At 70.8% G+C, this 24,785-nt stretch carries 23 protein-coding genes; 4 read left to right on the forward strand and 19 right to left on the reverse strand.

Annotated elements, in window-relative coordinates; all coding sequences use genetic code 11:
• Positions 1-67 precede the first annotated feature (67 nt).
• From secF to pgsA, 15 genes are all read right to left on the reverse strand, one after another.
• Positions 68-1,075 carry a protein translocase subunit SecF gene (gene secF / locus AW270_RS17165; protein WP_061295355.1) on the reverse strand — a complete coding sequence of 336 codons (1,008 nt, stop codon included), beginning with the start codon at positions 1,073-1,075 and terminating at the stop codon, positions 68-70.
• Entirely contained in the window at positions 1,075-2,844 is a 1,770-nt protein-coding gene (gene secD / locus AW270_RS17170; RefSeq protein WP_369408992.1) for a protein translocase subunit SecD, read from the reverse strand. Before secD ends, secF begins: the two co-directional genes overlap by 1 nt.
• Positions 2,845-2,885: 41 nt before the next feature.
• Positions 2,886-3,245, reverse strand: coding sequence for a preprotein translocase subunit YajC (gene yajC / locus AW270_RS17175; protein ID WP_157522144.1), 360 nt, complete (start codon positions 3,243-3,245; stop codon positions 2,886-2,888).
• A 241-nt stretch (positions 3,246-3,486) separates the two neighbouring features.
• Positions 3,487-4,578 carry a Holliday junction branch migration DNA helicase RuvB gene (ruvB, locus tag AW270_RS17180; RefSeq protein ID WP_061295356.1) on the reverse strand — a complete coding sequence of 364 codons (1,092 nt, stop codon included), beginning with the start codon at positions 4,576-4,578 and terminating at the stop codon, positions 3,487-3,489.
• On the reverse strand, positions 4,575-5,195 hold the full coding sequence (gene ruvA, locus AW270_RS17185) for a Holliday junction branch migration protein RuvA (protein WP_061295357.1): 621 nt from the start codon (positions 5,193-5,195) through the stop codon (positions 4,575-4,577). The genes ruvB and ruvA overlap by 4 nt, the downstream gene beginning before the upstream one ends.
• Positions 5,196-5,241: 46 nt before the next feature.
• Positions 5,242-5,772, reverse strand: coding sequence for a crossover junction endodeoxyribonuclease RuvC (ruvC, locus tag AW270_RS17190; protein ID WP_061295358.1), 531 nt, complete (start codon positions 5,770-5,772; stop codon positions 5,242-5,244).
• 44 nt (positions 5,773-5,816) lie between these two features.
• On the reverse strand, positions 5,817-6,965 hold the full coding sequence (locus AW270_RS17195; RefSeq protein WP_061295359.1) for a GNAT family N-acetyltransferase: 1,149 nt from the start codon (positions 6,963-6,965) through the stop codon (positions 5,817-5,819).
• 27 nt (positions 6,966-6,992) lie between these two features.
• Complete coding sequence (locus tag AW270_RS17200; protein ID WP_061295360.1) at positions 6,993-7,772, reverse strand: YebC/PmpR family DNA-binding transcriptional regulator; 780 nt, start codon at positions 7,770-7,772, stop codon at positions 6,993-6,995.
• A gap of 3 nt (positions 7,773-7,775) precedes the next feature.
• Complete coding sequence (pdxT, locus tag AW270_RS17205; RefSeq protein ID WP_061295361.1) at positions 7,776-8,357, reverse strand: pyridoxal 5'-phosphate synthase glutaminase subunit PdxT; 582 nt, start codon at positions 8,355-8,357, stop codon at positions 7,776-7,778.
• Positions 8,358-8,364: 7 nt separating this feature from the next.
• Complete coding sequence (gene pdxS / locus AW270_RS17210; protein ID WP_218009268.1) at positions 8,365-9,273, reverse strand: pyridoxal 5'-phosphate synthase lyase subunit PdxS; 909 nt, start codon at positions 9,271-9,273, stop codon at positions 8,365-8,367.
• A gap of 106 nt (positions 9,274-9,379) precedes the next feature.
• Complete coding sequence (locus tag AW270_RS17215) at positions 9,380-10,390, reverse strand: DUF3048 domain-containing protein (protein WP_245674740.1); 1,011 nt, start codon at positions 10,388-10,390, stop codon at positions 9,380-9,382.
• An 82-nt stretch (positions 10,391-10,472) separates the two neighbouring features.
• On the reverse strand, positions 10,473-11,000 hold the full coding sequence (locus AW270_RS17220) for a hypothetical protein (RefSeq protein WP_061295364.1): 528 nt from the start codon (positions 10,998-11,000) through the stop codon (positions 10,473-10,475).
• Positions 11,001-12,125 (reverse strand): glycosyltransferase family 4 protein, encoded by a 1,125-nt coding sequence (locus AW270_RS17225; RefSeq protein WP_061295365.1) that lies wholly within the window; start codon positions 12,123-12,125, stop codon positions 11,001-11,003.
• Entirely contained in the window at positions 12,122-13,036 is a 915-nt protein-coding gene (locus AW270_RS17230; RefSeq protein WP_157522147.1) for a phosphatidylinositol mannoside acyltransferase, read from the reverse strand. Before AW270_RS17230 ends, AW270_RS17225 begins: the two co-directional genes overlap by 4 nt.
• Positions 13,023-13,604, reverse strand: a complete 582-nt coding sequence (gene pgsA / locus AW270_RS17235) for a phosphatidylinositol phosphate synthase (protein ID WP_245674741.1) — start codon at positions 13,602-13,604, stop codon at positions 13,023-13,025. Before pgsA ends, AW270_RS17230 begins: the two co-directional genes overlap by 14 nt.
• 215 nt (positions 13,605-13,819) lie before the next feature.
• Here pgsA and AW270_RS17240 point away from each other — a divergent pair, with 215 nt between their 5' ends.
• The 3 genes from AW270_RS17240 (at position 13,820) to AW270_RS17250 (ending at position 20,115) form a co-directional block, all read left to right on the forward strand.
• Complete coding sequence (locus AW270_RS17240; protein ID WP_061295368.1) at positions 13,820-15,937, forward strand: elongation factor G-like protein EF-G2; 2,118 nt, start codon at positions 13,820-13,822, stop codon at positions 15,935-15,937.
• Positions 15,938-16,097: 160 nt separating this feature from the next.
• Positions 16,098-17,609 (forward strand): glycoside hydrolase family 10-like protein, encoded by a 1,512-nt coding sequence (locus AW270_RS17245; protein ID WP_245674742.1) that lies wholly within the window; start codon positions 16,098-16,100, stop codon positions 17,607-17,609.
• 124 nt (positions 17,610-17,733) lie between these two features.
• Positions 17,734-20,115, forward strand: a complete 2,382-nt coding sequence (locus tag AW270_RS17250) for a galactose-binding domain-containing protein (protein ID WP_061295369.1) — start codon at positions 17,734-17,736, stop codon at positions 20,113-20,115.
• A 54-nt stretch (positions 20,116-20,169) separates the two neighbouring features.
• On the opposite strand, the gene efeB is transcribed toward AW270_RS17250, so the two are convergent.
• The 4 genes from efeB to AW270_RS17270 are packed head-to-tail and all read right to left on the reverse strand — an operon-like array spanning position 20,170 to position 24,329.
• The gene (efeB, locus tag AW270_RS17255; RefSeq protein ID WP_061295370.1) at positions 20,170-21,384 is read right to left on the reverse strand and encodes an iron uptake transporter deferrochelatase/peroxidase subunit; all 1,215 of its coding nucleotides are present in this window, start codon (positions 21,382-21,384) and stop codon (positions 20,170-20,172) included.
• Entirely contained in the window at positions 21,385-22,524 is a 1,140-nt protein-coding gene (gene efeO / locus AW270_RS17260; RefSeq protein WP_061295371.1) for an iron uptake system protein EfeO, read from the reverse strand.
• A gap of 11 nt (positions 22,525-22,535) precedes the next feature.
• A complete protein-coding gene (gene efeU, locus AW270_RS17265; protein WP_061295372.1) occupies positions 22,536-23,360 on the reverse strand; it encodes an iron uptake transporter permease EfeU in 825 nt (274 codons plus the stop codon).
• Positions 23,361-23,420: 60 nt separating this feature from the next.
• The gene (locus AW270_RS17270) at positions 23,421-24,329 is read right to left on the reverse strand and encodes a M56 family metallopeptidase (RefSeq protein ID WP_061295373.1); all 909 of its coding nucleotides are present in this window, start codon (positions 24,327-24,329) and stop codon (positions 23,421-23,423) included.
• Between the two features lie 77 nt (positions 24,330-24,406).
• Between AW270_RS17270 and AW270_RS17275 the strand changes: the two genes are divergently transcribed.
• Positions 24,407-24,784, forward strand: a complete 378-nt coding sequence (locus tag AW270_RS17275) for a BlaI/MecI/CopY family transcriptional regulator (protein ID WP_061295374.1) — start codon at positions 24,407-24,409, stop codon at positions 24,782-24,784.
• The last annotated feature ends 1 nt before the right edge of the window (position 24,785 follow it).

Consider the following 24,785-nt stretch of genomic DNA (forward strand, 5'->3'; position numbering starts at 1 on the left):
CAGGCCCCCGATCTTCCCGGGCGCCCACGGGGCGTTTCGTGTCTATCAGGCAGATTCCTGACGCGAGCTACTTCTTCGCGTGTTCCTTCTTCTCCTTGGCGGAGGCCTGCTTGGCCTCGGAGGCCTCGCGCTGGGCCACCCTCTTGGCGAGGGCGATCCACTGCGGTTCGCGCTCCTTGAGCGACACCAGGATCGGCGTCGCCACGCACAGGGAGGAGTAGGTGCCGACGAGCATGCCGACGAACAGCGCCAGCGAGAGGTCCTTCAGCACACCCGCGCCGAGCAGCGTGGTCCCGATGAACAGGATCGCCGCCACCGGCAGGATCGCCACCAGCGAGGTGTTGAGCGACCGGATCAGGGTGTGGCTGAGGGCGTTGTTGGCCGCCTGGGTGTAGGTCATCTTCGCCGACGTCTTCAGCGGGGTCGTGACCTCCTTGATCATGTCGAACACGACGACCGCGTCGTAGAGCGAGTAACCGAGGATGGTCAGGAAGCCCAGCATGGTCGCCGGGGTGACCTCGAAGCCCGACCAGGCGTAGACGCCGGCCGTGATCACGAGGTCGTGGATGAGCGCGACGATCGCCGCCAGCGCCATCCGCCACTCGAAGGCCATGCTCAGGTAGAGCATGATCGCGAACATGAAGACGACCAGGCCGATCCAGGCCTTGTTGGAGACCTCACCGCCCCACGTCGCCCCGATGACCTGCGAGCTGACGTCGTTGGGCTGGAGCTTGTACTCGCCCGCGACCGTCTGCTGGACCTTGGTCACCTCGGCGCCGCCGAGGCTCTCGGTGGTCACCCGCCAGTTCGGCCCGGCCTCCTGGACGATCACCTGGTGGGGACCGGCCGAGCCGACCACCTCACGCACCTGCTCGATGGACGAGCCGGGCGTGCGGGTGAAGTCGAAGACCGAGCCGCCGGTGAACTCCACGCCCATGTTGAGCGGCTTGATGAACAGGCCGGCGATCGAGACGATCAGCAGCGTGAGCGACAGGCCGTACCAGAGCTTGCGCTTACCGACGAAGTCGATGTCGATGTCGCCGCGGTAGAGGCGGCGCGCGAGGCCGGCGGCCATCATGCCTCCTGGAGGGTCGAGGTGGACGACGACGCGTCGGTGCGCGCCATGCGCTCGGCGTCGAGGCCGGACAAGGGGTGGCCCTTGGCGAAGAACTTCATGCGCGCCACCAGCGACATGAGCGGCTTGGTGAAGAGGAACACCACCACGACGTCGATGACGGTCGTCAGGCCCATCGCGAACGCGAAGCCGGCGACGTCACCCACGGCCAGGAAGAAGAGCACCAGGGCCGCGATGAACATGACCGCGTCGGCCACGAGGATCGTGCGGCGGGCCCGCTTCCAGGCCACCTCGACGGCCGTGCGCAGGCTGCGCCGGCCCTCCTTCATCTCGTCGCGGATGCGTTCGAAGTAGACGATGAAGGAGTCGGCGGTGATGCCGATCGAGACCACCAGGCCGATGATGTGGGGCAGCGACAGGCGGAAGCCCGCGTTGGCGCTGAGCACCACCACCAGCAGGTAGGTGAAGACCGTGGCGACCAGGAGGCTGGCGATGCCCACCAGGCCGAGGCCGCGGTAGTAGAGCAGCAGGTAGAGCATGACGATCACGAGGCCGATGCCGCCCGCGATCAGACCGCCGCGGAGCTGGTCGGCGCCGAGGGTCGAGGAGACCGACACGGTCGAGCTGACCTGGAACTTCAGCGGCAGCGCGCCGTATTTGAGCTGGTCGGCCAGGTCGGTCGCCGTCTGCGCGGTGAAGCTGCCGGAGATCTCGGTCTTGCCGCCGGTGATGCGGCCGTTGGAGACCGGGGCCGTCACGACGACGCCGTCGAGCACCGCGCCGATCTGGTTGCGCGGCGGCTGGCTGTTGAAGGTCTTGTTGGTGAGCTCGGACCACTTCGTGGCGCCCGCGCTCTTGAAGTCGAGGTTGACGACCCACTCGCCGGTGTCCTGGCGCAGGCCGGAGGAGGCGGAGCTGATCTCCGAACCCTGCACGGCGGCCACGTCGAGGATGTACTTGGCGGTGCCGCTCTCGTCACAGGCGACGAACTGCTTGTTGGGGTCGTCGACCGCGCCCGCGTTCTTCTTGTTGGCGGTGCACTTCAGGTCCCTGAACTGCTGCAGGACGGCCGGGTCGATGCCCGACAGGTCCTGCCCGGCCAGCGGGTCGCTGCTCTGGGCGTTGGGGTCGGCCGAGGGCTGCGTCGTCACGAGCGACGAGGCGGCCGGGCTGGGCTCGGCGCCGGCCTTCTTGCTCTTCTTCTCCCCCGACGGCTGGGCGCTCGCGGTCGGCGAGGGCGCCTGCAGGGCCTTCGAGACGGCGCGGCCCGCCGGGCTGGCGGCCGGGGAGGCCGCGGGCGAGGCGGCGGCCGACGGCGTGACGGCCGGGAGCGAGCCCGACGGCGCGGGCGAGGCCGCGTCGCTGGGCAGCGCGGCCGGCTGCTCCTGGGCCGGGCCGACCGCGAGCACCTGGCGGAAGCGGAGCTCGGCGGTGGTGGCCACCAGCTTCAACGCCTCTTCCTGACCCGCGCCCGGGATCTGGATCAGGATGTTGTCACTGGCCCTCGCGACCTGGGCGTCGGAGATGCCCTGCCCGTTGACGCGGTCACGGATGATGTTGACGGCCCGATCGAGGCTCTCTTGCGAGGGCGCCTTGTTGTCGAGGGTCACGGGCGAGAGCGTGACTGTGGTTCCGCCCGCGAGGTCGAGACCGAACTTCGGGATAAACGCGTTCTGCAGGACCACGGCCGCGCCCATGGCGGCGATGATCGCCAGAAGAAGCAGGAGCGTGCGTCCCGGCTTGATCTGGCTGCTGGTCGGTGGGGCCACTGGTGGTCAGTCTTTCGTCAAGGGGTCTTCAATGAGGGTACTCAGGACTTGCGGGTGCTGGAGTCTCCAGTCTCCGGGCTTTCCGCGACGTTGTCGCCGTCGGTCGTCTCATCGGTGTGGTGCTCGTCGTCGACCGGCTGGTCCTCGACGACGACGCGGCCGATGGCCGCCTTGACCCAGCGGGTCTCGACCCCGGGCGCCACCTCGAGGATGACATCCTCGTCGGCGAAGCCGACCACGGTGCCGAAGAGACCCGTGGTGGTCATGACGCGGGATCCCACAGTGAGCGAGTTCTGCATCGCGACCGCCTCCTGCTGCTTCTTCCGCTGCGGGCGGATGAGCAGGAAGTAGAAGACCACGAAAAGCAGGACGATCGGGAGTAGCTGCGCAAGCCCTTCCACGGGGCTCTCCTTCGTTGAAGAGATGACCGGCCATTCGCCGGAGGTCACACAAGGTTGGACACCGGTCCGGGCCACACGCTCGGCACGTCACCTTACACAGCGAGCCTAGCCACCCAGCCAAGCCACGCAGTGTAGGCGAGCTGTCAGAAGCCCGGCAACGAAGCCACGATCCGCCGCGCGGGAAAGTTCCGATTTACCGCCTATTGCAACCATTCCGTGATCCCTGAGGCCCTTTCCGGCATCACTGTGGGTTATCGAGGGCGAGGTTCGCCCCGAACGCGTCGGGCGGCGGGACCAGCCCCAGATGCGTCCAGGCGGCGGCTGTGGCCACGCGCCCGCGCGGGGTCCGGGCCAGCAGCCCCTGGCGGACCAGGAACGGCTCGGCGACCACCTCGACCGTCTCGGGCTCCTCGCCGACGGCTACGGCGAGTGTCGACAGGCCGACGGGGCCGCCGCCGAACTTGCGCAGCAGCGCGCCCAGGACGGCCCGGTCGAGCCGGTCGAGGCCTTCGGCGTCCACTTCGTAAAGATTCAGTGCGGCTGCGGCGATCTCCCTGGTGATCAGCCCGTCGGCGCGGATCTCGGCGAAGTCGCGGACCCGCCGCAGCAGCCGGTTGGCGATGCGGGGGGTGCCCCGGGAGCGGCCGGCGATCTCGGCGGCCCCCTCGTCGGGCAGGTCGACGTCGAGCAGCCGGGCCGAGCGGCGCAGGACGGTCTCGAGCTCGGCCTGGTCGTAGAAGTCCATGTGGGCGGTGAACCCGAAGCGGTCGCGCAGCGGCGCCGGGAGCAGACCGGCGCGGGTGGTGGCCCCGACCAGGGTGAAGGGGGCGACGTCGAGCGGGATCGCGGTCGCGCCGGGGCCCTTGCCGACGACGATGTCGACCCGGAAGTCCTCCATCGCGAGGTAGAGCATCTCCTCGGCGGGCCGGGCCATGCGGTGGATCTCGTCGATGAACAGCACTTCGCCGTCGGACAGCGTGGACAGGATCGCGGCCAGGTCGCCGGCCCGCTCCAGGGCGGGCCCGGAGGTGACCCGGAGCGGCACCCCCAGCTCGGCTGAGATGATCATGGCGAGGGTGGTCTTGCCGAGGCCGGGCGGACCGCTCATCAGCACGTGGTCGGGCGGCCGGTTGCGCCGCAGCGCCCCCTGGAGGACCAGGGAGAGCTGCTCCCTGACCCGGGGCTGCCCGATGAACTCCGACAGCCGCTTGGGCCGCAGGGCGGCCTCGATCAGCCGCTCGTCACCCACCGCGTCGGCCGAGACGAGGTCGCGCTCGAAGTGGCCCTCGATCTCGACCTCGTAGGAGCCGTCGCTCGCGAATGAATCGTTCATCGCACGCTCAGCGCCCGCAGGGCGGCCTTCAGCAGCGGGGCGATCTGGGGCTGCCGCCCGGCGGCCAGTTCGGCCTCGGCGTCGGGGGTGACCACCGCGAGGGCGTCGTCGGCGTCGCGCGCCGAGTAGCCGAGCCCGACGAGCCCGGAGTGGACCTGCTCGCGCCACACGGCCTCGCGGGCGGGCCCGTTGATCGCGGCGTTGACGACCTCTTCCGGGGTGCCCAGCTTGCCCTTGAGCTCCAGGACGAGGCGCTGTGCGCCCTTCTGCCCGATCCCCGGCACCATCGTCAGCGCCTTGAGGTCGCCCGAGGCGACCGCGATCCGCAGCGCGTTGGGCGAGTGGACGGCGAGCATCGCCAGCGCGAGCCGGGGCCCGATGCCGCTGGCGGTCTGGAGCATCTCGAAGATCACCCGCTCGTCGTCGGAGGCGAACCCGTAGAGGGTCAGCGACTCCTCCCGCACGACCAGCGAGGTCGACAGCCGGGCGGGCTCCCCCACCCGCAGCAGCCCGAGCGTCCCGGGAGTGCAGTGGACGAGGACCCCCACCCCGCCGACCTCGACCACGGCGGCGTCGGGGGCGAGAGCGGTGACCTGACCGGACACCGAGGCGATCATCAAAGGCTCCTAGGAGGTGTGGGCCGCGGACCCGGCGCCCCGGAGCTCACCGGAGACCCCGTTCGCCCCGGGCGGTCGCCACGGCGGTCGCCAGCCGGTTCTGCACTCCCCCGCGCCAGATGTGGCAGATCGCGAGGGCCAGGGCGTCGGCGGCGTCGGCGGGCTTGGGCATGGCGTCGAGCCGGAGGATGCGGGTGACCATGGCGCCGACCTGCTTCTTGTCGGCGGTGCCGCTGCCGGTGACGGCGGCCTTGACCTCGGACGGGGTGTGCAGCGCCACCGGCAGGCCGCGCCGGGCGGCGCAGAGGATGGCGAGGGCGGCCGACTGGGCGGTGCCCATGACGGTCCGGACGTTGTGCTGCGCGAACACCCGCTCCACGGCCACCGAGTCGGGCGCGGTCTCGTCGAGCCACTTCTCGATGCCGCGCTCCACGGCCACCAGCCGGGCCCCGATGTCGTCGTCGGCGGGAGTGCGGATCACGCCGACGGCCACCAGGCGGACGGAGGATCCGGGGCGGCCCTCGACCACGCCGACGCCGCAGCGCGTGAGCCCGGGGTCGACACCCAGCACCCGCACCGGCGGCCCCCTTTCCTACCGAACATGTGTTCGGCGATCTTACACTAGAAGTAGTCGAGCAGGTACGGCTTCGCCGCGAACACGGCGTCGAGGGCGTCGTCGAACCCGGCCGGCCCGGTCAGGGCGCCCGACATGCGAAGAGTGGCGGCGGGGACACCGGCGTACAGGGCGGACAGGCCGTTGATCGTGAGGGCCGGGCCTCCCCCGGAGCCGGGGGTCAGGGCGCCCGCGCCGGCCGCGACCTCCAGCCGCCAGGGCCCGCTGTTCGAGGGGCGGGCGGGGTCGGTCAGCTCGAAGGGGACCGAGGCGGTCACCGCCGGGGAGTAGCCGCGGCGGGCGATCGCGCCGGCGACGTCGACGAGGCGGAACATCCAGCGGGTCGAGGCCACGACGTCGGTGGAGCGCTCGCGCAGCAGCCACAGGACGGGGTCGTCGGGCGCGATCGTCGCGGTGACCCGCTTGGCGACCGACGAGGAGGTGCCGACCAGCCCCCACAGGGCGCGCGCGGTCGCCTCGGAGGCGGCGACCAGGTTGTCGACCTCGATGTCGCCGCCCGACCAGCGGTAGATCACGTAGCCGTCGTCGGCGAGGTAGCAGAAGTCGTCGTCGTCGGCCAGCCAGACCCGCCAGGTGTCGGCGTCGTAGCAGAGCGGGCCGCAGGCGCGGGCGGCGGCGTGGAGGCGGCCGATCAGCGCCACCAGGTCGTCGGCGTCGGCGGGGCCCATGCGGCGCAGCTTGACCGGGTCGCCGGGCGCGACCGTGCGCAGCAGCTCGGTCGGCAGGGTCGCGATCGAGCGGGTCCCGGCGTGTTCCCAGCCCATGCTCCGGTAGAGGGGCGTGGTGGCCGGATAGAGCACCGAGACCGCGTTGCCGAGGTCGGCGCACCGCTCCAGCGCGGCGCCCATCACCAGACGGCCGACGCCCCTCCCCCGGTCCTCGGGGGCCACGGTGACACCGGCCACGCCGCCCATGGGCTGCGGGCGGCCGTGCCACCACTGGGTGTACGGGTTGATCCGCGCGGTGGCGACCAGCCGGGCGCCGTCGACGACCCCGAGGTAGCGGCCCTGGGCCGCCAGCGGCGTGACCATGCGCCGCCACATCGCGGCGTCGCCCGCCGAGAGCGGCCCGAAGGCCCGCTTGCGGTTGTCGAGCACCGCGTCGAGATCGTCTACGCCGAGATCACGGATGTCCACGGGACCACAACCTACGCAGGCCTGAGTTCAGGCGTCGAGCTTGGCCAGGATCTCGTCGGAGACGTCGGCGTTGGCCCAGACGTTCTGGACGTCGTCGCTGTCCTCGAGCGCGTCGATCAGCTTGAAGACCTTGCGGGCGGCGTCCTCGTCGACCGGCACGTTGATCGTCGGCATGAAGCTGCTGTCGGCCGAGTCGTAGTCGATGCCGGCGTCCTGCAGCGCCTTGCGGACCGGCACCAGGTCGCTGGCCTCGGTGACGATCTCGAACGACTCGTCGAGGTCGTTGACCTCTTCGGCGCCGGCTTCGAGGACGACCTCGAGCACCTGGTCCTCGGTCAGCTCCACCCGGCCGGCCTTGGTCTCCGACACCAGCTTGGGCACGATGATGACGCCCTTGCGGTTGAACATGTAGGAGACCGAGTTGGGGTCGGCCAGCGAGCCGCCGTTGCGGGTCAGCGCGACCCGGACCTCGGAGGCCGCGCGGTTGCGGTTGTCGGTGAGGCACTCGATGAGCAGGGCGACGCCGCTGGGGCCGTAGCCCTCGTACATGATCGTCTGCCAGTCGGCGCCGCCGGCCTCCAGGCCGCCGCCGCGCTTGCGGGCGCGCTCGATGTTGTCGACCGGCACCGAGCTCTTACGGGCCTTGGTGATGGCGTCGTAGAGGGTCGGGTTGCCGTCAGGATCGGGGCCACCGGTCCTGGCCGCCACTTCGATGTTCTTGATGAGCTTCGCGAACAGCTTCCCGCGCTTGGCGTCGAGCGCGGCCTTCTTGTGCTTCGTCGTCGCCCATTTGGAGTGGCCGGACATCGGCTAGAGCTCCCTTACCATCTCAACGAAATACGAATGGACCCGCGCGTCGCCGGTCAGTTCCGGATGGAACGAGGTGGCGAGCAAGGGGCCTTGGCGGACCGCGACGATCCTATCCCCGGCGCGGGCCAGCACTTCGACATCGTTTCCGACGGACTCGACCCAGGGCGCCCGGATGAAGATCGCCCGGAAGCCCTGAATCCCCGGGAGGTCCAGATCGTACTCGAAGGAGTCGACCTGGCGCCCGAAGGCGTTGCGGCGCACGACCATGTCGAGGCCGCCGAGGGTCTGCTGGCCCTCGATGCCGCCCTCGATGCGGTCGGCCAGCATGATCATCCCGGCGCACGAGCCGTAGGTGGGCATGCCCGCCTTGACCCGCTGCTGGATGGGGTCGAACATCTCGAACGCCACCGCGAGCTTCCACATGGTGGTCGACTCGCCGCCGGGGATGACCAGGGCGTCGACCTGGTCGAGCTCCTCGGGGCGGCGGACCGCCACCGTGACGGCGCCCGACTGGACGAGGGCACGGGCGTGCTCGCGGACGTCGCCCTGAAGCGCGAGCACGCCGATCGTGGGCGTGGTCAAGAGCCGGTCACCAACCGCGCTCGGCCAGCCGGTGGGGCACCGGGATGTCGTCGACGTTGATGCCGACCATGGCCTCGCCGAGGCCGCGCGAGACCTTGGCGATCACGTCGGGGTCGTCGTAGAACGTGGTGGCCTTGACGATCGCGGCGGCCCGCTGGGCGGGGTTGCCCGACTTGAAGATGCCGGAGCCGACGAACACGCCCTCGGCGCCGAGCTGCATCATCATCGCGGCGTCGGCCGGGGTGGCGATGCCGCCCGCGGTGAACAGCACGACCGGCAGCTTGCCCTCGCGGGCGACCTCGGCGACCAGCTCGTAGGGGGCCTGCAGCTCCTTGGCCGCGACGTAGAGCTCGTCTTCGGGGAGGGAGGACAGACGGCGGAGCTCGGCGCGGATGGTGCGCATGTGGGTGACCGCGTTGGAGACGTCGCCGGTGCCGGCCTCGCCCTTGGACCGGATCATGGCCGCGCCCTCGGTGATGCGGCGCAGGGCCTCGCCCAGGTTGGTGGCGCCGCACACGAAGGGCACGGTGAAGCGCCACTTGTCGATGTGGTTGGCGTAGTCGGCGGGGGTCAGCACCTCGGACTCGTCGACGTAGTCGACGCCGAGGGCCTGGAGGATCTGGGCCTCGGCGAAGTGGCCGATGCGGGCCTTGGCCATGACCGGGATCGAGACGGCCTCGATGATGCCGTCGATCATGTCGGGGTCGCTCATCCGGGACACGCCGCCCTGCGCGCGGATGTCGGCGGGCACCCGCTCCAGGGCCATGACGGCGACCGCTCCGGCGTCTTCGGCGATCTTCGCCTGCTCGGCGGTGACGACATCCATGATCACGCCGCCCTTGAGCATCTCGGCCATGCCGCGCTTCACGCGGGCGGTGCCGACGGACGGGGTCGTTTCAGGGCTGGACACGGCGATACCTCACTCGAGGGGACAGGTGAATTGGTTCTATGTTAGGCGCTTCCAGGGAACCAAAACGACAGTCCATTTCGTACCGAAAGACTGGCGGACCCGGACGGAATGTCTACGGGGCGATCGGGGTCCGCGAGGCGAGCACGACCCAGACCTGGCCACGGGCGAACGGCATCGGGGAGCCGTCGGCCATCGTGAACGTGGTGCCGTCCTCCTCGGTGGGGCGTTTCCACCGGACCTTGTAGGCCTTGCCGTCGCGCAGCACGACGCCGGTGCCCCTGCCGGTCGAGTGGACCAGCGGGGTGTAGCTGCCGGTGAAGTCGTGGAACTGCGAGCGCTCGGTCTTGGTGTACTGCACGACCACGGTCGCGGGGGCGATCTGGCCGCCCTCGGCGGCCATGTCCTTCTGGCCGTCCTGGATGACGGCCCACTTCTTGGCGTTCGGGGCCCATTGGAAGGTGAAGCTGGCGGCCGGGTACTTCACCGTGTACTGCTTCTTCGGCGTGCCGCCCTCCGGGGCCTCGTCGGAGAAGGTGAAGCCGATGTCGGCCGCCTTGGTCGCCTTGGAGCCCTTGAGCAGCTGGGCGGGCCGGCCGACGAGGTTGTAGGGGGCGACGCGGCCCGGGTAGCGGAAGTAGGCCGAGGGCGAGGAGCTGTCGGAGACGTCCACCAGCGAGGCCTGCTGCACGAACGGGATCATCTTGGTCTGCACGCCCGAGTAGGCCAGCGCGGGCTTGCCGAACATCGGCAGGATGTGCAGGTCGGAGATGCGGGCGGAGCGGACCGGCCCGACCTCCTTGGGCAGCTTGGAGGAGAAGATCGCCATCAGCCGGGTCAGGCCGCCCTCGACCTGCTCGACGTAGACGATGTCGGCGGACTTCACGCCGATCTGCGGCTTGCCCGAGTGGGTGTTCTCGATCTTGACGGCCAGAACCGGCCTGCGGGAGGCGACCGGCATGCCGGTGAACGGGTGCTCCGGCGGCTTGCTCGGGGAGTCCGACGCCGCGACGTCGGCGGCCTGGGGCGTCGTGCCCGGACTGCCGCCCTCGCTCCCCGACGAGCACGCCGTCGTCAGCAGTGTCGCCCCAGCGAGCATGAGAACGCCCATCCGATGTGCCCGCACGGACAACTCCTCCCGAGTCCCGAAAAATCGGCGCTAGCTTACCGGCGCTAGCTGGTGAATCGGTCAGAGTCCGTCAAGTCGGTCAGGCGCCCGCCATCGCCTTGGGCGGGTCGTCGTCGATGTCGAAGAAGCCGGGGTAGGGCGTGTGCCCGGCCAGCCGCAGCACCCGGGCCAGGAAACGGCGCTGCGCGACCCGGGTGACGTCGACGGCGTTGTTGTAGAACCGCCGCGAGTAGACGACCTTGGCCACCGCCGCGTCGAGCTCGGCCAGCAGCTCGGGGGCCTGCACCCGTTCGGCGAAGGTCTCCTGGTCGACGACCGCCCGCAAGGTGCGGGACAGGTCGCTCTCGGCGTGCTCGCGCTCGTCGGGGCCCGCCGTACGGGCCTCGTGGGCCGCCGCCGCCAGCACCAGCGACGTGGCCGGGTCGAGCAGCCGCGAGCCCGCCAGCTCCAGGCTGACCGCGGCCCGCCGCAGCAGGGCGGCGTCGAGGGCGGCGTGGGCGGTCTCCAGCCGGATGTGCAGCCGGTCGAGCCGCCCAGCCCGCCAGGAGATGTAGACGGCCGCCAGCACGATGACCACGCCGACGATCAGGATGACCGTGCTGTTCACTTACTCGTCCTCCACGCCGACGGGCCCGCCGGTGACGGTCTCGTAGACCCGCAGCACGTCGCGGGCGACGGTCGACCAGTCGTACTTGCGGACCGCGACGCGGGCCTCGTCGGAGTACTTGGCCCGGCGCTGCGGGTCGTCGAGCAGCCGGGCCGCCTCGCGGGCCAGCGCGGCCGGGTCGCCCGTGGTGAACAGCGCGCCGGCCTGCCCGTCGCCCAGCACCTTGCGGAAGGCGGGGATGTCGCTGGCCAGGATGGTCGCGCCCGCCGACATGGCCTCGGTGAGCACGATGCCGAAGCTCTCGCCGCCCAGGTTGGGCGCGACGAACACGTCGACCGAGTGGTAGGCGCGGATCTTGTCGGCCTCGCTGACCATGCCGAGCAGGCTCACCCGGTCGTGCAGGTTCTTGGGAAGCTTCGCGTAGACGTCGTCGGAGTCGCCCGGCCCCGCGATCAGCAGCCGCGCGTCGGGCCGGTCCGTGGAGAGCTTCGCGAACGCCTCCAGCAGCACGGCCAGGCCCTTGCGGGGTTCGTCCATCCGCCCCAGGAAGCCGAGGACCGTGCCGTCGGGGCCCCAGCCGGGGAGCGGCTCGGCCTCGGCGTAGCGGTCGACGGTGACGCCGTTGGGGATCAGCACCGCGTCGCCGCCCAGGTGCTCGACCAGGGTCTTCCTGGCCGCGTCGGAGACCGCGATCCGGCCGGTGATCTTCTCCAGGGCGGTGTTCAGGACGGGCGCGGTCGCCGTGACGGCGCGCGAGCGTTCGTAGGAGGCGTGGAAGGTCGCCACGATCGGGCCGCGCGCGACCCAGCAGGCCAGCAGCCCGACCGACGGCACGGCGGGCTCGTGGACGTGGAGCACGTCGAAGCGGCCCTCGCGGATCCACTTGCGGACCCGGTTGGCCGACAGGAACCCGAAGGTCAGCCGGGCCACCGACCCGTTGTAGGGCACCGGCACGGCCCGCCCGGCCGACACCACGTAGGCGGGCAGCGGCGCGTCGTCGCCGGCCGGGGCCATGACCGAGACCCGGTGGCCGTCGTCGATCAGCGCCTCGGCCAGGTCGCGCACGTGGGCCTGGACGCCGCCCGGCACGTCCCACATGTACGGGCAGACGATCCCGATCCTCACGGCCGTGGCTCCCGGGGCTCCAGGTCTTCCAGCCAGAGCCGCTGGAGCATGTGCCAGTCCTCAGGGTGCTCCGCGATGCCCTTCTCGAAGGCCGCCGCCATGCCCTGCGTGAGCGCGGCGACCTTCTCCTGCCGGGTCCCCTCGGCCGGCACGGGCACTTCCGGATGAACGTCTAAACCCCAGTCGGGGCCGTCGAACCAGATGGTCACCGGCACCAGCGCGGCCCCGGTCTGCAGGGCCAGCAGCGCGGGCCCGGCCGCCATGCGGGTGCGGGAGCCGAAGAAGTCGACCTCGATCCCGCTGTCGGTCAGGTCGCGGTCGGCCGGGAGGCAGACCAGCTTCCCGGCGCGGGTGCGCTGGGCGAGGGTGCCGAAGGCGTGGGCGGTGCCGCCCCCCTTGGCGGTCAGCGGCAGCACCTCCATCCCGATGGCGGTGCGGAAGGCGACGAACCTCTCGAAGAGCGACTCGGGCTTGAGGCGCTCCATCACGGTCGTGAACGGGTGGCCGCACTGGATCATCCACATCCCGGCGGCGTCCCAGTTGCCCATGTGGGGCAGCGCGATCACCACGCCGCGCCCGGCGTCGAGGTGGTCGAAGATGTGGTGGGCGTCGATCGCGCGGGTGCGGGCGTGGACGTCGGCCGGATCCATCGCCGGAAGCCGGAAGACCTCCATCCAGTAGCGCATGTAGGACCGCAGGCCCGCCCTGGACAGCTCCCGGAGCGGAGCCCCCTCGCGGCCGGTCACCCGGGCCAGGTTCGACTCCAGGCGGCGGACCGACTTGCCCTGCCGCCGCCACATGACGTCGGCGATCGCCTGGAAGGCCAGCGCGGCGAGCTTCAGCGGGACGTGGCGGACCACGGCCCAGCCGACCGTGTAGGCCGACGCGACGATCCGATCAGTGAGCGTCATGCTCCACCGCCTGCTTGTGGACGACATGCATGCGCTGCCCCACAGTGATCACGCTGGCCGCGGCCAGCCCCCAAAGACCCACAGCCAGAACGTACGGCACGCCCAAACCGTCGAGGAAGGCCACCACGAGGACGACCAGCAGCCGTTCGCCGCGTTCGGCGATGCCCACGTTGGCGTGCATGCCCAGGCCCTCGGCCCGCGCCTTGGCGTAGGAGACGACCGCGCCGCCGACCAGGCAGAGCAGGCCGCCCAGGGCCAGCGCCCCCTGGTCGTCGAGGACCAGATAGACGATCAGGCCGGAGAAGACGCCCGCGTCGGCGACCCGGTCGAGGGTCGAGTCGAGGAAGGCGCCCCAGGTCGAGCCCTTGGTCATCCGGGCCAGGATGCCGTCGAGCAGGTCGGCCAGCACGAAGAAGGTGATCACCAGCGAACCGGCGACGAGCTGCCCTCGTGGGTAGAAGTACAGGGAAGAGGTCACCGTGCCGAGCGTGCCGAGCGCGGTGATCATGTTCGGAGTGACGCCATGGCGCGCGAGGAACCGGCCCAGCGGGCTCATGAGTCTGGTCATAGCGGGACGCAGAACGTTCAGCATGGCGCGTCTGATCGTAGGGCATGCGCCCACGCTCACATTCCCGGTCGGCCTCTTGTGATCTGGGCCACAAACGTTGAGTGTGGGTTACACGCGCCTTTCCTATCGGGGTGCGGGGCGCGTCACTCAGGCGGCCGGGCGGCCGCCGGTCGCTCGCGCGGCCTGCGGTCTCCCCTCCCATCCAGGAGGCGAAAGTGGCGGAGAAGGCTAACGGAGGGACATCGGGAGCCGCGGGCAGGGCACCATCGGCCGACCAGCCGGACATGGTGCGCAATGTCGTGCTCGTCGGCCATTCCGGATCGGGGAAGACGACCCTGGTGGAGGCGCTGCTCGCGGCGACCGGCACCATCCCGAGGACGGGCCGGGTCGAGGACGGGACCACGGTCAGCGACTTCGACGAGGTCGAGGTCCGCCAGCAGCGGTCGGTGAACCTGGCGCTGGCGCCGGTGACGCACAACGGGATAAAGATCAACCTGCTCGACACGCCCGGGTACGCCGACTTCGTCGGTGACCTGCGGGCCGGGCTGCGGGCCGCCGACGCGGCGCTGTTCGTGGTCGCGGCGACCGACGGGGTCGACGGGCTGACCCGCCAGCTCTGGGAAGAGTGCGCGAGCGTGGGCATGCCGCGCGCGGTCGTCATCACCAAGATCGACCACCAGCGGGCCGACTTCGACGAGGTCCTCACCGCCTGCCAGGACGCCTTCGGCGACGGCGTCGCGCCGCTCTACCTGCCGGTGGGTGGCGAGGCGCTCGTGGGGCTGCTGTCCCAGCGCGTCTTCGACTACTCGGGCGGCACGCGCACCGAGAGGGAGCCCGACGCCGACGAGGCGATGCTGATCGAGCAGTACCGGGGCGACCTCATCGAGGGGATCATCCAGGAGAGCGAGGACGAATCGCTCATGGACCGCTACCTCGAAGGCGAGCAGATCGACACCAAGGTCCTCATCGACGACCTGGAGAAGGCGGTCGCGCGGGCCACGTTCCACCCGGTGCTGGTCACCGCGCCGGGCGTGGGCATGCCGGAGCTGCTCGAAGTGATCACGCAGGGGTTCCCGTGCCCGCCGGAGCACCGGCTGCCGGAGGTCTCGACCATAGACGGCAAGGCGATGAAGGTCTGCCGGTGCGACCCCGAGGGGCCGCTGGTGGCAGAGGTGGTCAAGACCACGAGCGACCCCTACGTGGGCCGCATCAGCCTGGTCCGGGTCTTCTCGGGCACGCTCCGGCCCGACATGACCGTCCACGTCTCCGGGCACGTGCCCCAGCACGAGCACGACGTCGACGAACGCGTCGGCGCGCTGTCCTCGCCCCTGGGCAAGACCCAGCGGCCGGTGGGCAAGTGCGTGGCGGGCGACGTGGTCGCGGTGGCCAAGCTCGGCCACGCCGAGACCGGCGACACCCTGTCGGAGAAGGACAATCCGCTGGTCATGGAGCCGTGGCGGATGCCCGAGCCGCTGCTCCCGGTCGCGATCAGGGCCAGGTCGAAGGCCGACGACGACAAGCTCTCCCAGGCCCTGGGCCGCCTGGTGGCCGAGGACCCGACGCTGCGGCTGGAGAACAACGCCGAGACCCGGCAGCTCGTGCTGTGGTGCATGGGCGAGGCCCACGCCGACGTGCTCCTCGACCGGTTGTCGCGGCGTCACGGCGTCGAGGTGGAGAAGATCGATCTGCGGGTGCCGCTGCGCGAGACCTTCGGCGGGAAGGCCCAGGGCATGGGCCGCAACGTCAAGCAGACCGGCGGCCACGGCCAGTACGCCATCTGCCACCTGGAGATCGAGCCGCTGCCCTCGGGCTCGGGGTTCGAGTTCGTCGACAAGATCGTCGGCGGGGTGGTGCCGCGCCAGTTCATCCCGTCGGTGGAGAAGGGCGTGCGCAGCCAGATGGAGCGCGGGGTGGTGGCCGGTTACCCGATGGTCGACATCAGGGTGACCCTGTACGACGGCAAGGCCCACTCGGTCGACTCCAGTGACATGGCGTTCCAGGTCGCGGGCGGCCTGGCGCTCCGGGAGGCCGCCGCGAAGGTCTCCGCGCTGCTGCTCGAACCGGTCGACGAGGTGTCGGTCCTGGTCGACGACGACTACGTCGGCAACGTCATGAGCGACCTGTCGTCGCGGCGCGGACGGGTGCTCGGCACCGAGCCCGTGGGGGTCGGCCGGACGCTGGTCCGGGCCGAGGTGCCGGAGCTGGAGATCACCCGGTACGCGATAGATCTACGTTCGATGTCCCACGGCACCGGGACGTTCACCCGGGCGTTCCTGCGCTACGAACCGCTGCCCTCGCATCTCGCCGAGAAGGTCGCCACCCCCGCTGATTAGGGGTTTCCCGGCGCCGGTCGTTTCGTTTGAACGGCGCCGGGGCATCTCCTCGCCCGTTGTGCGCCGTCACGCCGGCCCCGCAGACCAAATTCGTCTTCGGGGCGAAGCATTGCCATACCGATGCCACACTGTGACGGCCATCGCGTTCGGGGAGGGGCAAGTGAAACGTCAGTTGATCGCCGCCGGTGCCGTGGCCGCGACCGCTTCGGCGGGGGCCTATCTGCTCATGCCCACGGCGACCCCTGGGTTGGAGCGTGCCAGTTACGTGACCACGAGCACCGCCGCGGCCAAGAAGGCGGTCTGCCCGGCCGCCAAGCGCCAGATGCGCGGCATGTGGATCGCGACGACGCAGAACATCGACTGGCCGTCGCGGGCGGGGCTGTCGCCCGCCCAGCAGCGGTCCGAATACGTCAAGATGCTCGACACCGCCGCGAGCCGTGGCATCAACGCGGTCTTCCTGCAGGTCAGACCAGCTTCCGACGCCATCTACCGGTCGTCGCTGGAGCCCTGGTCGCAGTACCTGACCGGCAAGGCCGGCAAGGACCCGGGCTGGGACCCGCTGCCGTTCCTGATCGCCGAGGCCCACAAGCGCGGCATGGAGTTCCACGCCTGGTTCAACCCCTATCGGGCCGCCTACACCGACAACGTCGCCTCGCTGCCGGCCAACCACCCGGCCCGCCGGCACCCGGGCTGGGTGGTCAAGCACGAGGGGCGGCTCTACTACAACCCGGGCCTTCCGTCGGTCCGCGACCACGTCACCAAGGTGATCATGGACGTGGTCAACCGCTACGACGTCGACGGCGTCCACTTCGACGACTACTTCTACCCCTATCCGGGCCAGGGCACGAAGTTCAACGACACCGCCGCCTACGACAAGTACGGCGAGGGCAAGTCGCTGGCCAACTGGCGGCGCGCCAACGTCAACCAGCTGGTGGCGCAGGTCGACAAGGCCGTCCACCGGGCCAAGCCCTACCTGAAGTTCGGCATCAGCCCGTTCGGCATCTGGCGCAACAAGAGCAACGACCCGGCCGGGTCGAAGACCAACGGCATGTCGGCCTACGACGCGATCTACGCCGACCCGAAGGCCTGGATCAAGGCGGGCACGGTCGACTACCTGACCCCGCAGCTCTACTGGAACCGGGGCTTCGCCGCCGCCGACTACGACGTGCTCGCGCCGTGGTGGGCCAACGCGGTGAAGGGCAGCGGCGTCGACCTCTACATCGGCCAGGCGCTCTACCAGGTCGGCACCGGCGGGGCCTGGAACCGGCCTAACGAGATCCCGTCCCATCTGGCGGTGAACAAGCGCTACCCGGAGATCGAGGGTGACGTCTACTTCAGCGCCAAGCAGGTCGTGCAGAACCCGCTGAAGGTGATGACCCGGATCGCCGACGACTACTACCGGCGTCCGGCGCTGCTGCCGCTGATCAAGGGCCTGCCGACCAGGCCGCTCGGCCCGGTCAAGGCCCTGCGCGCCGCGGGCGCCACCCTCACCTGGACGGGCGTGCCCGGAGCGCGGGCCTACGCCGTCTACCGGGGCACCGGCAGCTCGTGCGAGCTGGTCGCGGTGACCACCCGGTCGTCGTTCCAGACCCGGGCCAACGGCACCTACCAGGTGACCTCGCTCGACCGCCTCTACAACGAGAGCACCCCGGTGTCGGCCCGCGTGGGGTGAGGTTGCGCGCTTTTTGCGGCGATGTTGCTGGCTTATTGCGTCCGATGATCCGTTTCTGTCAGGATGAGGGCACCCCCTTACCGGGTAGCGTCCGCCCGGTCCTTGCCAGAAAGGATCATCGGACGTGGCTGTCTCGCGCCGTAGTTTCCTCGCCTCGGCCATCTCGGCGTCCGCCCTCGCGGCGGCCTCGACCCACCTGACCAGCAGCCCGGCGTTCGCGGCCAGCCCACCCGGTGACGTGGTCGGCAAGATCACCGTCGGCTACCAGGGCTGGTTCGCCTGCCGGGGCGACGGCTCCCCCATCGACCGCTGGTGGCACTGGAGCGGCCAGGACAACACCGTGCCGCCCTCGCCGTCCAACACCACGATCGTGTCGTGGCCGGACAACCGCGACTACACGCGGACCTACCCCACGCTCTACCAGAACCTGAACAACGGCCAGACGGCCAACCTGTTCTCCTCGTGGGACCAGCAGACGATCGACACCCACTTCAAGTGGATGCGCGACTACAACTGCGACACCGCCGCCCTCCAGCGGTTCAACCCCTTCGGCGCCGAGGGCCCCATCCGCGACGGCATCACCGCCAAGGTCCGCCAGGCCGCCGAGGCCTACGGCCGCAAGTTCTACATCATGTACGACGTCACGAACTGGACGAACTTCCAGTCGGAGATCAAGACCGACTGGACGACCAAGATGTCGGCGTACACGTCGTCGAGCGCCTACGCCAGGCAGAACGGCAAGCCGGTCGTCTGCATCTGGGGCTTCGGGTTCAACGACCCCGGCCGGCCCTTCCCCCCGGCGCCCTGCCTGGAGGTGATCAACTGGTTCAAGGCCCAGGGCTGCTACGTCATCGGCGGCGTGCCCACCTACTGGCGGCAGGGCATCAACGACTCGCGCACCGGGTTCAGCGAGGTCTACCACGCGTTCAACATGATCTCGCCGTGGATGGTCGGCCGGACCAACTCAGTGGGCGGGCTCCAGCACTTCTACGACAACTGCGTCGTCCCGGACGTCGCCGACTGCAACGCCAACGGCATCGACTACCAGCCCTGCGTCATGCCGGGCGACCTCCAGTCGCGCGCCCGCGCCCACGGCGACTTCATGTGGCGGATGTTCTACAACACGATCCGGGCCGGGTCGCACGCCATCTACATCTCGATGTTCGACGAGTACAACGAGGGCAACCAGATCGCCAAGACGGCCGAGACGCAGGCCTGGGTGCCGGCCGGGTCGGGCATCCTCGCGCTCGACGAGGACGGCACGTTCTGCTCCTCCGACTACTACCTGCGGATCACCGGCGACGGCGGGCGGATGCTCAAGGGCCAGATCGCGCTGACCGCGACCCGGCCCACCCAGCCGGTCGTCGGCGGGCAGCCGCCCCAGTCGGGCAACCTAGCGCTGAACAAGGCCACCAGCGCCAGCAGCACCAACAACGGCTTCGTCCCGGCCAACGCCGTCGACGGGAACGCCTCGACCTACTGGGAGAGCTCCGGCGCCCTGCCGCAGTGGCTCCAGGTCGACCTGGGGGCCGCCTCGGTCCTCGGCCGGGCCGTGCTCAAACTGCCGCCCAATGCCGCGTGGGGCTCGCGGGTGCAGACGCTCACCCTGGCGGTCAGCGCCAACGGGAGCACCTGGACGACGGTCACCGGCCCGATCGGGATCACCTTCAACGCGGCGACCGGGAACCAGGCGACCGTCACGATCCCCGGGTTGAACGCCCGGTACGTCCGCGTGACGATCAGCGGCAACACCGGCTGGCCGGCCGCGCAGCTCTCCGAGCTGGAGGTCTACGCCGCCGACACGGTGGAGAACACCCCGCCCACCGCGCCGGGCAACCTGACCGTGACCGGGAAGACCTCGACCAGCGTGTCGCTGTCGTGGACGGCCTCGACCGACAACGTGGCGGTCACCGGCTACCAGGTCCTCCGCAACGGCGAGCCGGTCGCCTCGCCTGCCGGGCTCACCCACACGGTGACCGGGCTGGCCCCCGGGACCTCCCACACCTTCACGGTGAAGGCCCTGGACGGCCAGAACGCGGCCTCGCAGCCCTCGAACGCGGTGACCGTGACCACCGACGCGGCGGCGAACGTGAACCTGGCGGCCGGGAAGCCGACGTCGGAGAGCGGCCACGTGCAGAGCTACGGCTCGGGGAACGTCGTCGACGGCAACGCGAACACCTACTGGGAGTCCCCCAACAACGCGTGGCCGCAGTGGGTCCAGGTCGACCTCGGGGCCGCCACGGCGGTGTCGCGGGTCGTGCTGAAGCTGCCCCCGGCGAGCGCCTGGCAGACCCGGACCCAGACGATCGAAATCCAGGGCAGCACCGACGGCTCGACGTTCTCGACCCTGTCGGCGGCGTCGGGCCGGACGTTCAACCCGTCGACCGGCAACACGGCGACGGTCACGTTCACCGGGTCGTCACAGCGGTACGTGCGGCTGCGGTTCACCGGGAACACCGGCTGGCCGGCCGGTCAGCTCTCGGAGTTCGAGGTGTACGCGTCCTGAGTCCCCTCGGGTGACGCAGGGGCCGCGCCGATGCCACCCGGCGCGGCCCCTCCCCTACGCGAACAGGCCCCGGCCCCAGTAGTCGCCGCCGTCCACGACGCCGGGCGGGCAAGCGAACAGGCCGCTGGAGACGTGGCGGATGTACTCGTTCAGCGGGTCGGTCTTGGCCAGGCTCATCTGGATCGGCACGAACTGCGTGCGCGGGTCGCGCTGGTAGGCGATGAAGAACAGCCCGGCGTCGAGGCGGCCCAGGCCGTCGGAGCCGTCGACGTAGTTGTAGCCGCGCCGCAGCAGGTGGGCGTTCCCGTGGGCCGAGGGGTGGGCCAGGCGGACGTGGGCGTCGGGGCGCATCGCGGCCAGGTCGACGGGGTCGAACTCGTTCTTCTTGCCGATGGGGGCGCCCTCGCCCTTGTCGCGGCCGAAGATCTCCTCCTGCTCGCGCAGGGAGGTGCGGTCCCAGGTCTCGACGGTCATCCGGATCTTGCGGGTGACCAGGTAGCTGCCGCCGGTCATCCAGGCCGCGCCGTCGTCGGGGTGGGCCCAGAGCTGGTCGCGCAGCAGGTCGGCGTCCTCCAGCTTGAGGTTGTTGGTGCCGTCCTTGAAGCCCATCAGGTTGCGGGCGGTGGCCTGGGCCCGCGAGGTGGAGGAGGTGCGGCCGAAGCCGAGCTGCGAGTAGCGGACCGACACCTTGCCGAACCCGATGCGGGCCAGGTTGCGGATGGCGTGCACGGCGACCTGCGGGTCGTGGGCGCACGCCTGGACGCAGATGTCGCCGCCCGAGATCTCCGGGGTCAGCGTCTCGCCGGGGAACCTGGGCAGGTCGGCCAGGGCCGCCGGACGCCTGGCCGCCAGGCCGAAGCGGTCGTCGAACAGCGACGGGCCGAAGCCGATCGTCAGCGTCAGGCCGGAGGCGGGCAGGCCGAGGGCCTCGCCCGTGTCGTGGGGCGCGGCCTCGCGGGAGCCGCCGACCGCGCCGAAGGCGCCCGCCTCCTTGCCCTGGGTGAGGCGGGCGGCGGCGGCCGTCCACTCCTGGAGCAGTTCGGCGAGTTCGGCCCGGTCGGTCGTGATGACGTCGAAGGCGACGAAGTGGAGCCGGTCCTGGGCCGGGGTGACGATCCCGGCCTGGTGCTCGCCGTAGAAGGGGTAGGCGTCGTGCGGGGCCGGCGGCTTCGGCTGCTCGGGCTCGTCGGCGCGGGTGGCGAGCACGCCCGCGCCGGCCGCCACGACGCCGGCCGCGCCCAGGCCGAAGACCTTCCTGCGGCTGATCATCTACTGGGCCACCAGGGGCGCGATCTTGCTGATCGGCTCGGCGAGGGCGTTGATCACGTCGGAGAGCCGCTTCAGCTCGTCCTTGGACAGCTCGTTGTGCAGCCGCCAGCCGTCGCCCGCCTGGTGGGTGCCCAGTTCGGTCTCGGCGGCGGCGAACTTCTCGTCCAGCGTCTTGACCAGCTCCGGGTCGCGCTCCTCCAGCACCGGGCGGAGCGACTGGACGGCCGCCTTGGAGCCGGCCAGGTTGGCGGCGAAGTCCCACAGGTCGGTGTGGGACCAGACGTCCTCCTCACCGGTGATCTTCCCGGTGGCGACCTCGTCGAGGAGCTCCTTGGCGCCGTTGGCCAGGTTGAGCGGGGTCAGCTCGGCGGCGTTGGACTTCTCGACGATGGTCGTGACGTCGGCGATCAGCTTGTCGGCGACCGGGCCGTCCGCGCTGATGTCCTTGGTGATCCAGAGGTCCTTCTCGATCTTGTGGAAGCCGGTCCACTCCTCGCCGTCGGCCAGGTCGGCCTCGCGGGCGTCGATGGCCGGGTCGAGGTCGCCGAAGATCTCGGCGACCGGCTCGATGCGCTCCCAGTAGGTGCGGGAGACCGGGAAGATCTCCTTGGCCTTCTCGACATCGCCGGCCTTGACCGCGTCGACGAACTCCTGCGTCTTGGTCAGCAGGGTGTCGCTCTGGCTCTTGATGTAGCGCTTGTAGCTGGCGGTCGCCTCGGCGAGCGCGGCGTCGGCGGTCAGCGGCTGGTGCTCGCCGGTGACGGTCAGCGCGTTGCGGATGCCCTTGCCGACCATGCCGGGCTTGCAGGCCGTCTCGTACGTCCCGGCGGGCAGCTCGGCGATGAGCTCGCGGGTCAGGCCGGGCACGATGTTCTCCACCTCGGCCATGACGCGGTCGCCCGGCGCGTAGACGTAGAACTCGGTGACCTTGCTGCCGCCGTTGGTGATGGCGAACGTGCTGGTGCCGGCGGCGATCTCGGTGACGCCCACGTCGCACGCGGTGTCGCTGGCGGCGACCGAGACCTTGCCCGGAGCCTTCGCGGGAGCGGCTGCGCCGGGTTCGCCGGCCGAGCAGGCCGTCAGGGCGGCCAGTCCGGCCAGGGCGAGCGCGCCGGCGGCGAGGCGGGTGATGGCGGACATGGTGCTCCTGTTCAGGCCACGCGGGCGGCGGCGAGCTGCGGCCGGGACGGCCGGAGGAAGAGGAAGAGGGTCGGCGCCAGGTAGAGCGCCCACGCGAGGGTCTCCAGGACGCTGGGCTGCGGCGTGATGTTGAGCATCCCGGCCAGCAGCGCGCCGAACCACGAGTCGGGCGGCAGGGCGCCCGTGATGTCGAAGGCGTAGGTGTTCAGCCCGGGGAGGATGGCGGCCTCCTGGAGGTCGTGCACGCCGTATTTGAAGATCCCGGCGGCGACCAGGATGAGCAGCAGCCCGGTCCAGGTGAAGAACGTGGTGAGGTTGATGCGCACGGCCGACTTGTAGAGGGCGTAGCCGAGCACGACCGAGGTCAGCAGGCCGAGCGTGATGCCGACGAGCGGCTGGGCCGTGGTGGTCGCGCCCTGGACGGAGGCGAAGAACAGCAGCGCCGTCTCCAGCCCCTCACGGGCCACCGCCAGGAACGCCATGACGACGACGGCAAGGGAGCCCATCTCCAGCGCGCTGGTCAGCTTGCCGCGCAGCTCACCGGAGAGCGCGCGGGCGGCCCGCCGCATCCAGAAGATCATCCAGGTGACGAAGACGACCGCGAGCAGCGAGGTGATCGCGTCGAAGAGCTCCTGGCCGGTGTGGCCGAGGTGGGCGGCGGTGAAGGTGAGGACCGCGCCGAAGCCGACCGACAGGGCCACGGCCGCGAATACCCCGGCCCACACGTGTGGCAGCTTGTCCGTGCGGTCGCTCTTGACCAGGAAGGCGACCAGGACCGAGACGACCAGAGTCGCCTCCAGACCTTCACGCAGGCCGATGAGATAACTCGCGAACAAATGACACTCCTACCGTGGGCGAGCTTCAGCTACACGCGGTAGAAGTTAACATAGGCTCACCTAACTCAGGTAGCGGGCCGCCGCTTCCAGCAGTTCCCGCAGGTCCTCGACCGCCTCGCCGGTCCAGACGACCGTCCCGGCGGCCAGCGCGATCGGCACGGACGCCAGCAGGGGGTGCGTCGGCCGCACCGGACCGAGCAGCGCCGCCACCCGCCGGGGCACCGCGCCCGCCGCCGCGTGCAGGGCCCCCAGCCCCGGGCGTCCGGCCGCCACCAGCGCGGCCTGCCCGACCGCCCGCGCCACCAGCCCCCGGTCCCCCGTCTCGGCCGCCGCGCTCTCGTCGGCGGCTCGTTCGACCAGGAAGCCGACCCGGGCGCTCACCCAGCGCAGCGCGGGATGCGCGGCCCCGGCCAGCTCCGCGAGCCGCACCAGCCGGTGGTGCGACCCGGCCAGGTGGGCCCGCTCGTGGGCGAGCAGGGCGGCGTACTGGGGCCCGGTCAGCGCCGCGCGCATCCCGGTGGTGACCACCACCCAGCCCCGCCGCCCGCCACCGGGCACCGCGAAGGCGGTCGCCGCCTCGTCGTCGACCACGACGACGTCGCCCTCCCCCTGGGCGAACAGCCGCCCGGCGCGCAGGTCACGGCGGTGCCGCCGATGCGTCCACCCCACCGCCGCCAGCACCGCCGCCAGCAGCGGCATCGACCCCCACGGCACCCACGGCACCTGCGCGGTGTCGGCGGCGACGACCCCCGGCGACCACCCCATCAGGTGCGCCACGGTGGGCACCTCGGCGACGGCGTGCAGGGCGAACAGAGCCAGGTTCACGGTGCTGGCGACCGCGACCACCACGGCCGACCAGGCCAGCACCCGGGCGGCCAGCGCGGGCGGCAGCCGTCCCGCGACGAGGAGGGCGGCCAGCACGACCAGCGGCGGGACGACCACCACCGAGACCACGAAGTGATCGAACATCCCGCACCTCCGGCGACCGTCTGGAACGGCCATCAGCCTGCCATGAGATCCACTATGTCCGGATAGGGTGTGCCTCGATGGACAGTCGTGACGAGCGCCGCAAACCCGGCGAACTGGAAGCGGCGATCGTGACCGCCCTCCGCGAGGCGGGCCGCTCCCTGACCCCCGGCCAGGTCCGCGAGCTGATCGCCCCGGAGGGCGGCCTGTCCTACAGCGCCGTGGTCACCACCCTGAACCGCCTGCACAAGAAGCAGGCTGTCACCAGGCGGCGAGAGGGCCGCTCCTTCCGGTACGGCGCCCTGGTGGACGCCGCCGACCTCGTCGCCCAGCGGATGAGCGCCCTGCTCAGCGCCGAGTCCGACCGCGCGGGCGTGCTCCGCCGCTTCGTCAGCGACCTGGGCGCCGAGGACGAGGATCTCCTCCGCCGCCTGCTGGCCGACGACCCCGAGGACTAGA

Source organism: Herbidospora cretacea, from assembly GCF_001570605.1.
Classification (GTDB): Bacteria; Actinomycetota; Actinomycetes; order Streptosporangiales; family Streptosporangiaceae; genus Herbidospora; species Herbidospora cretacea.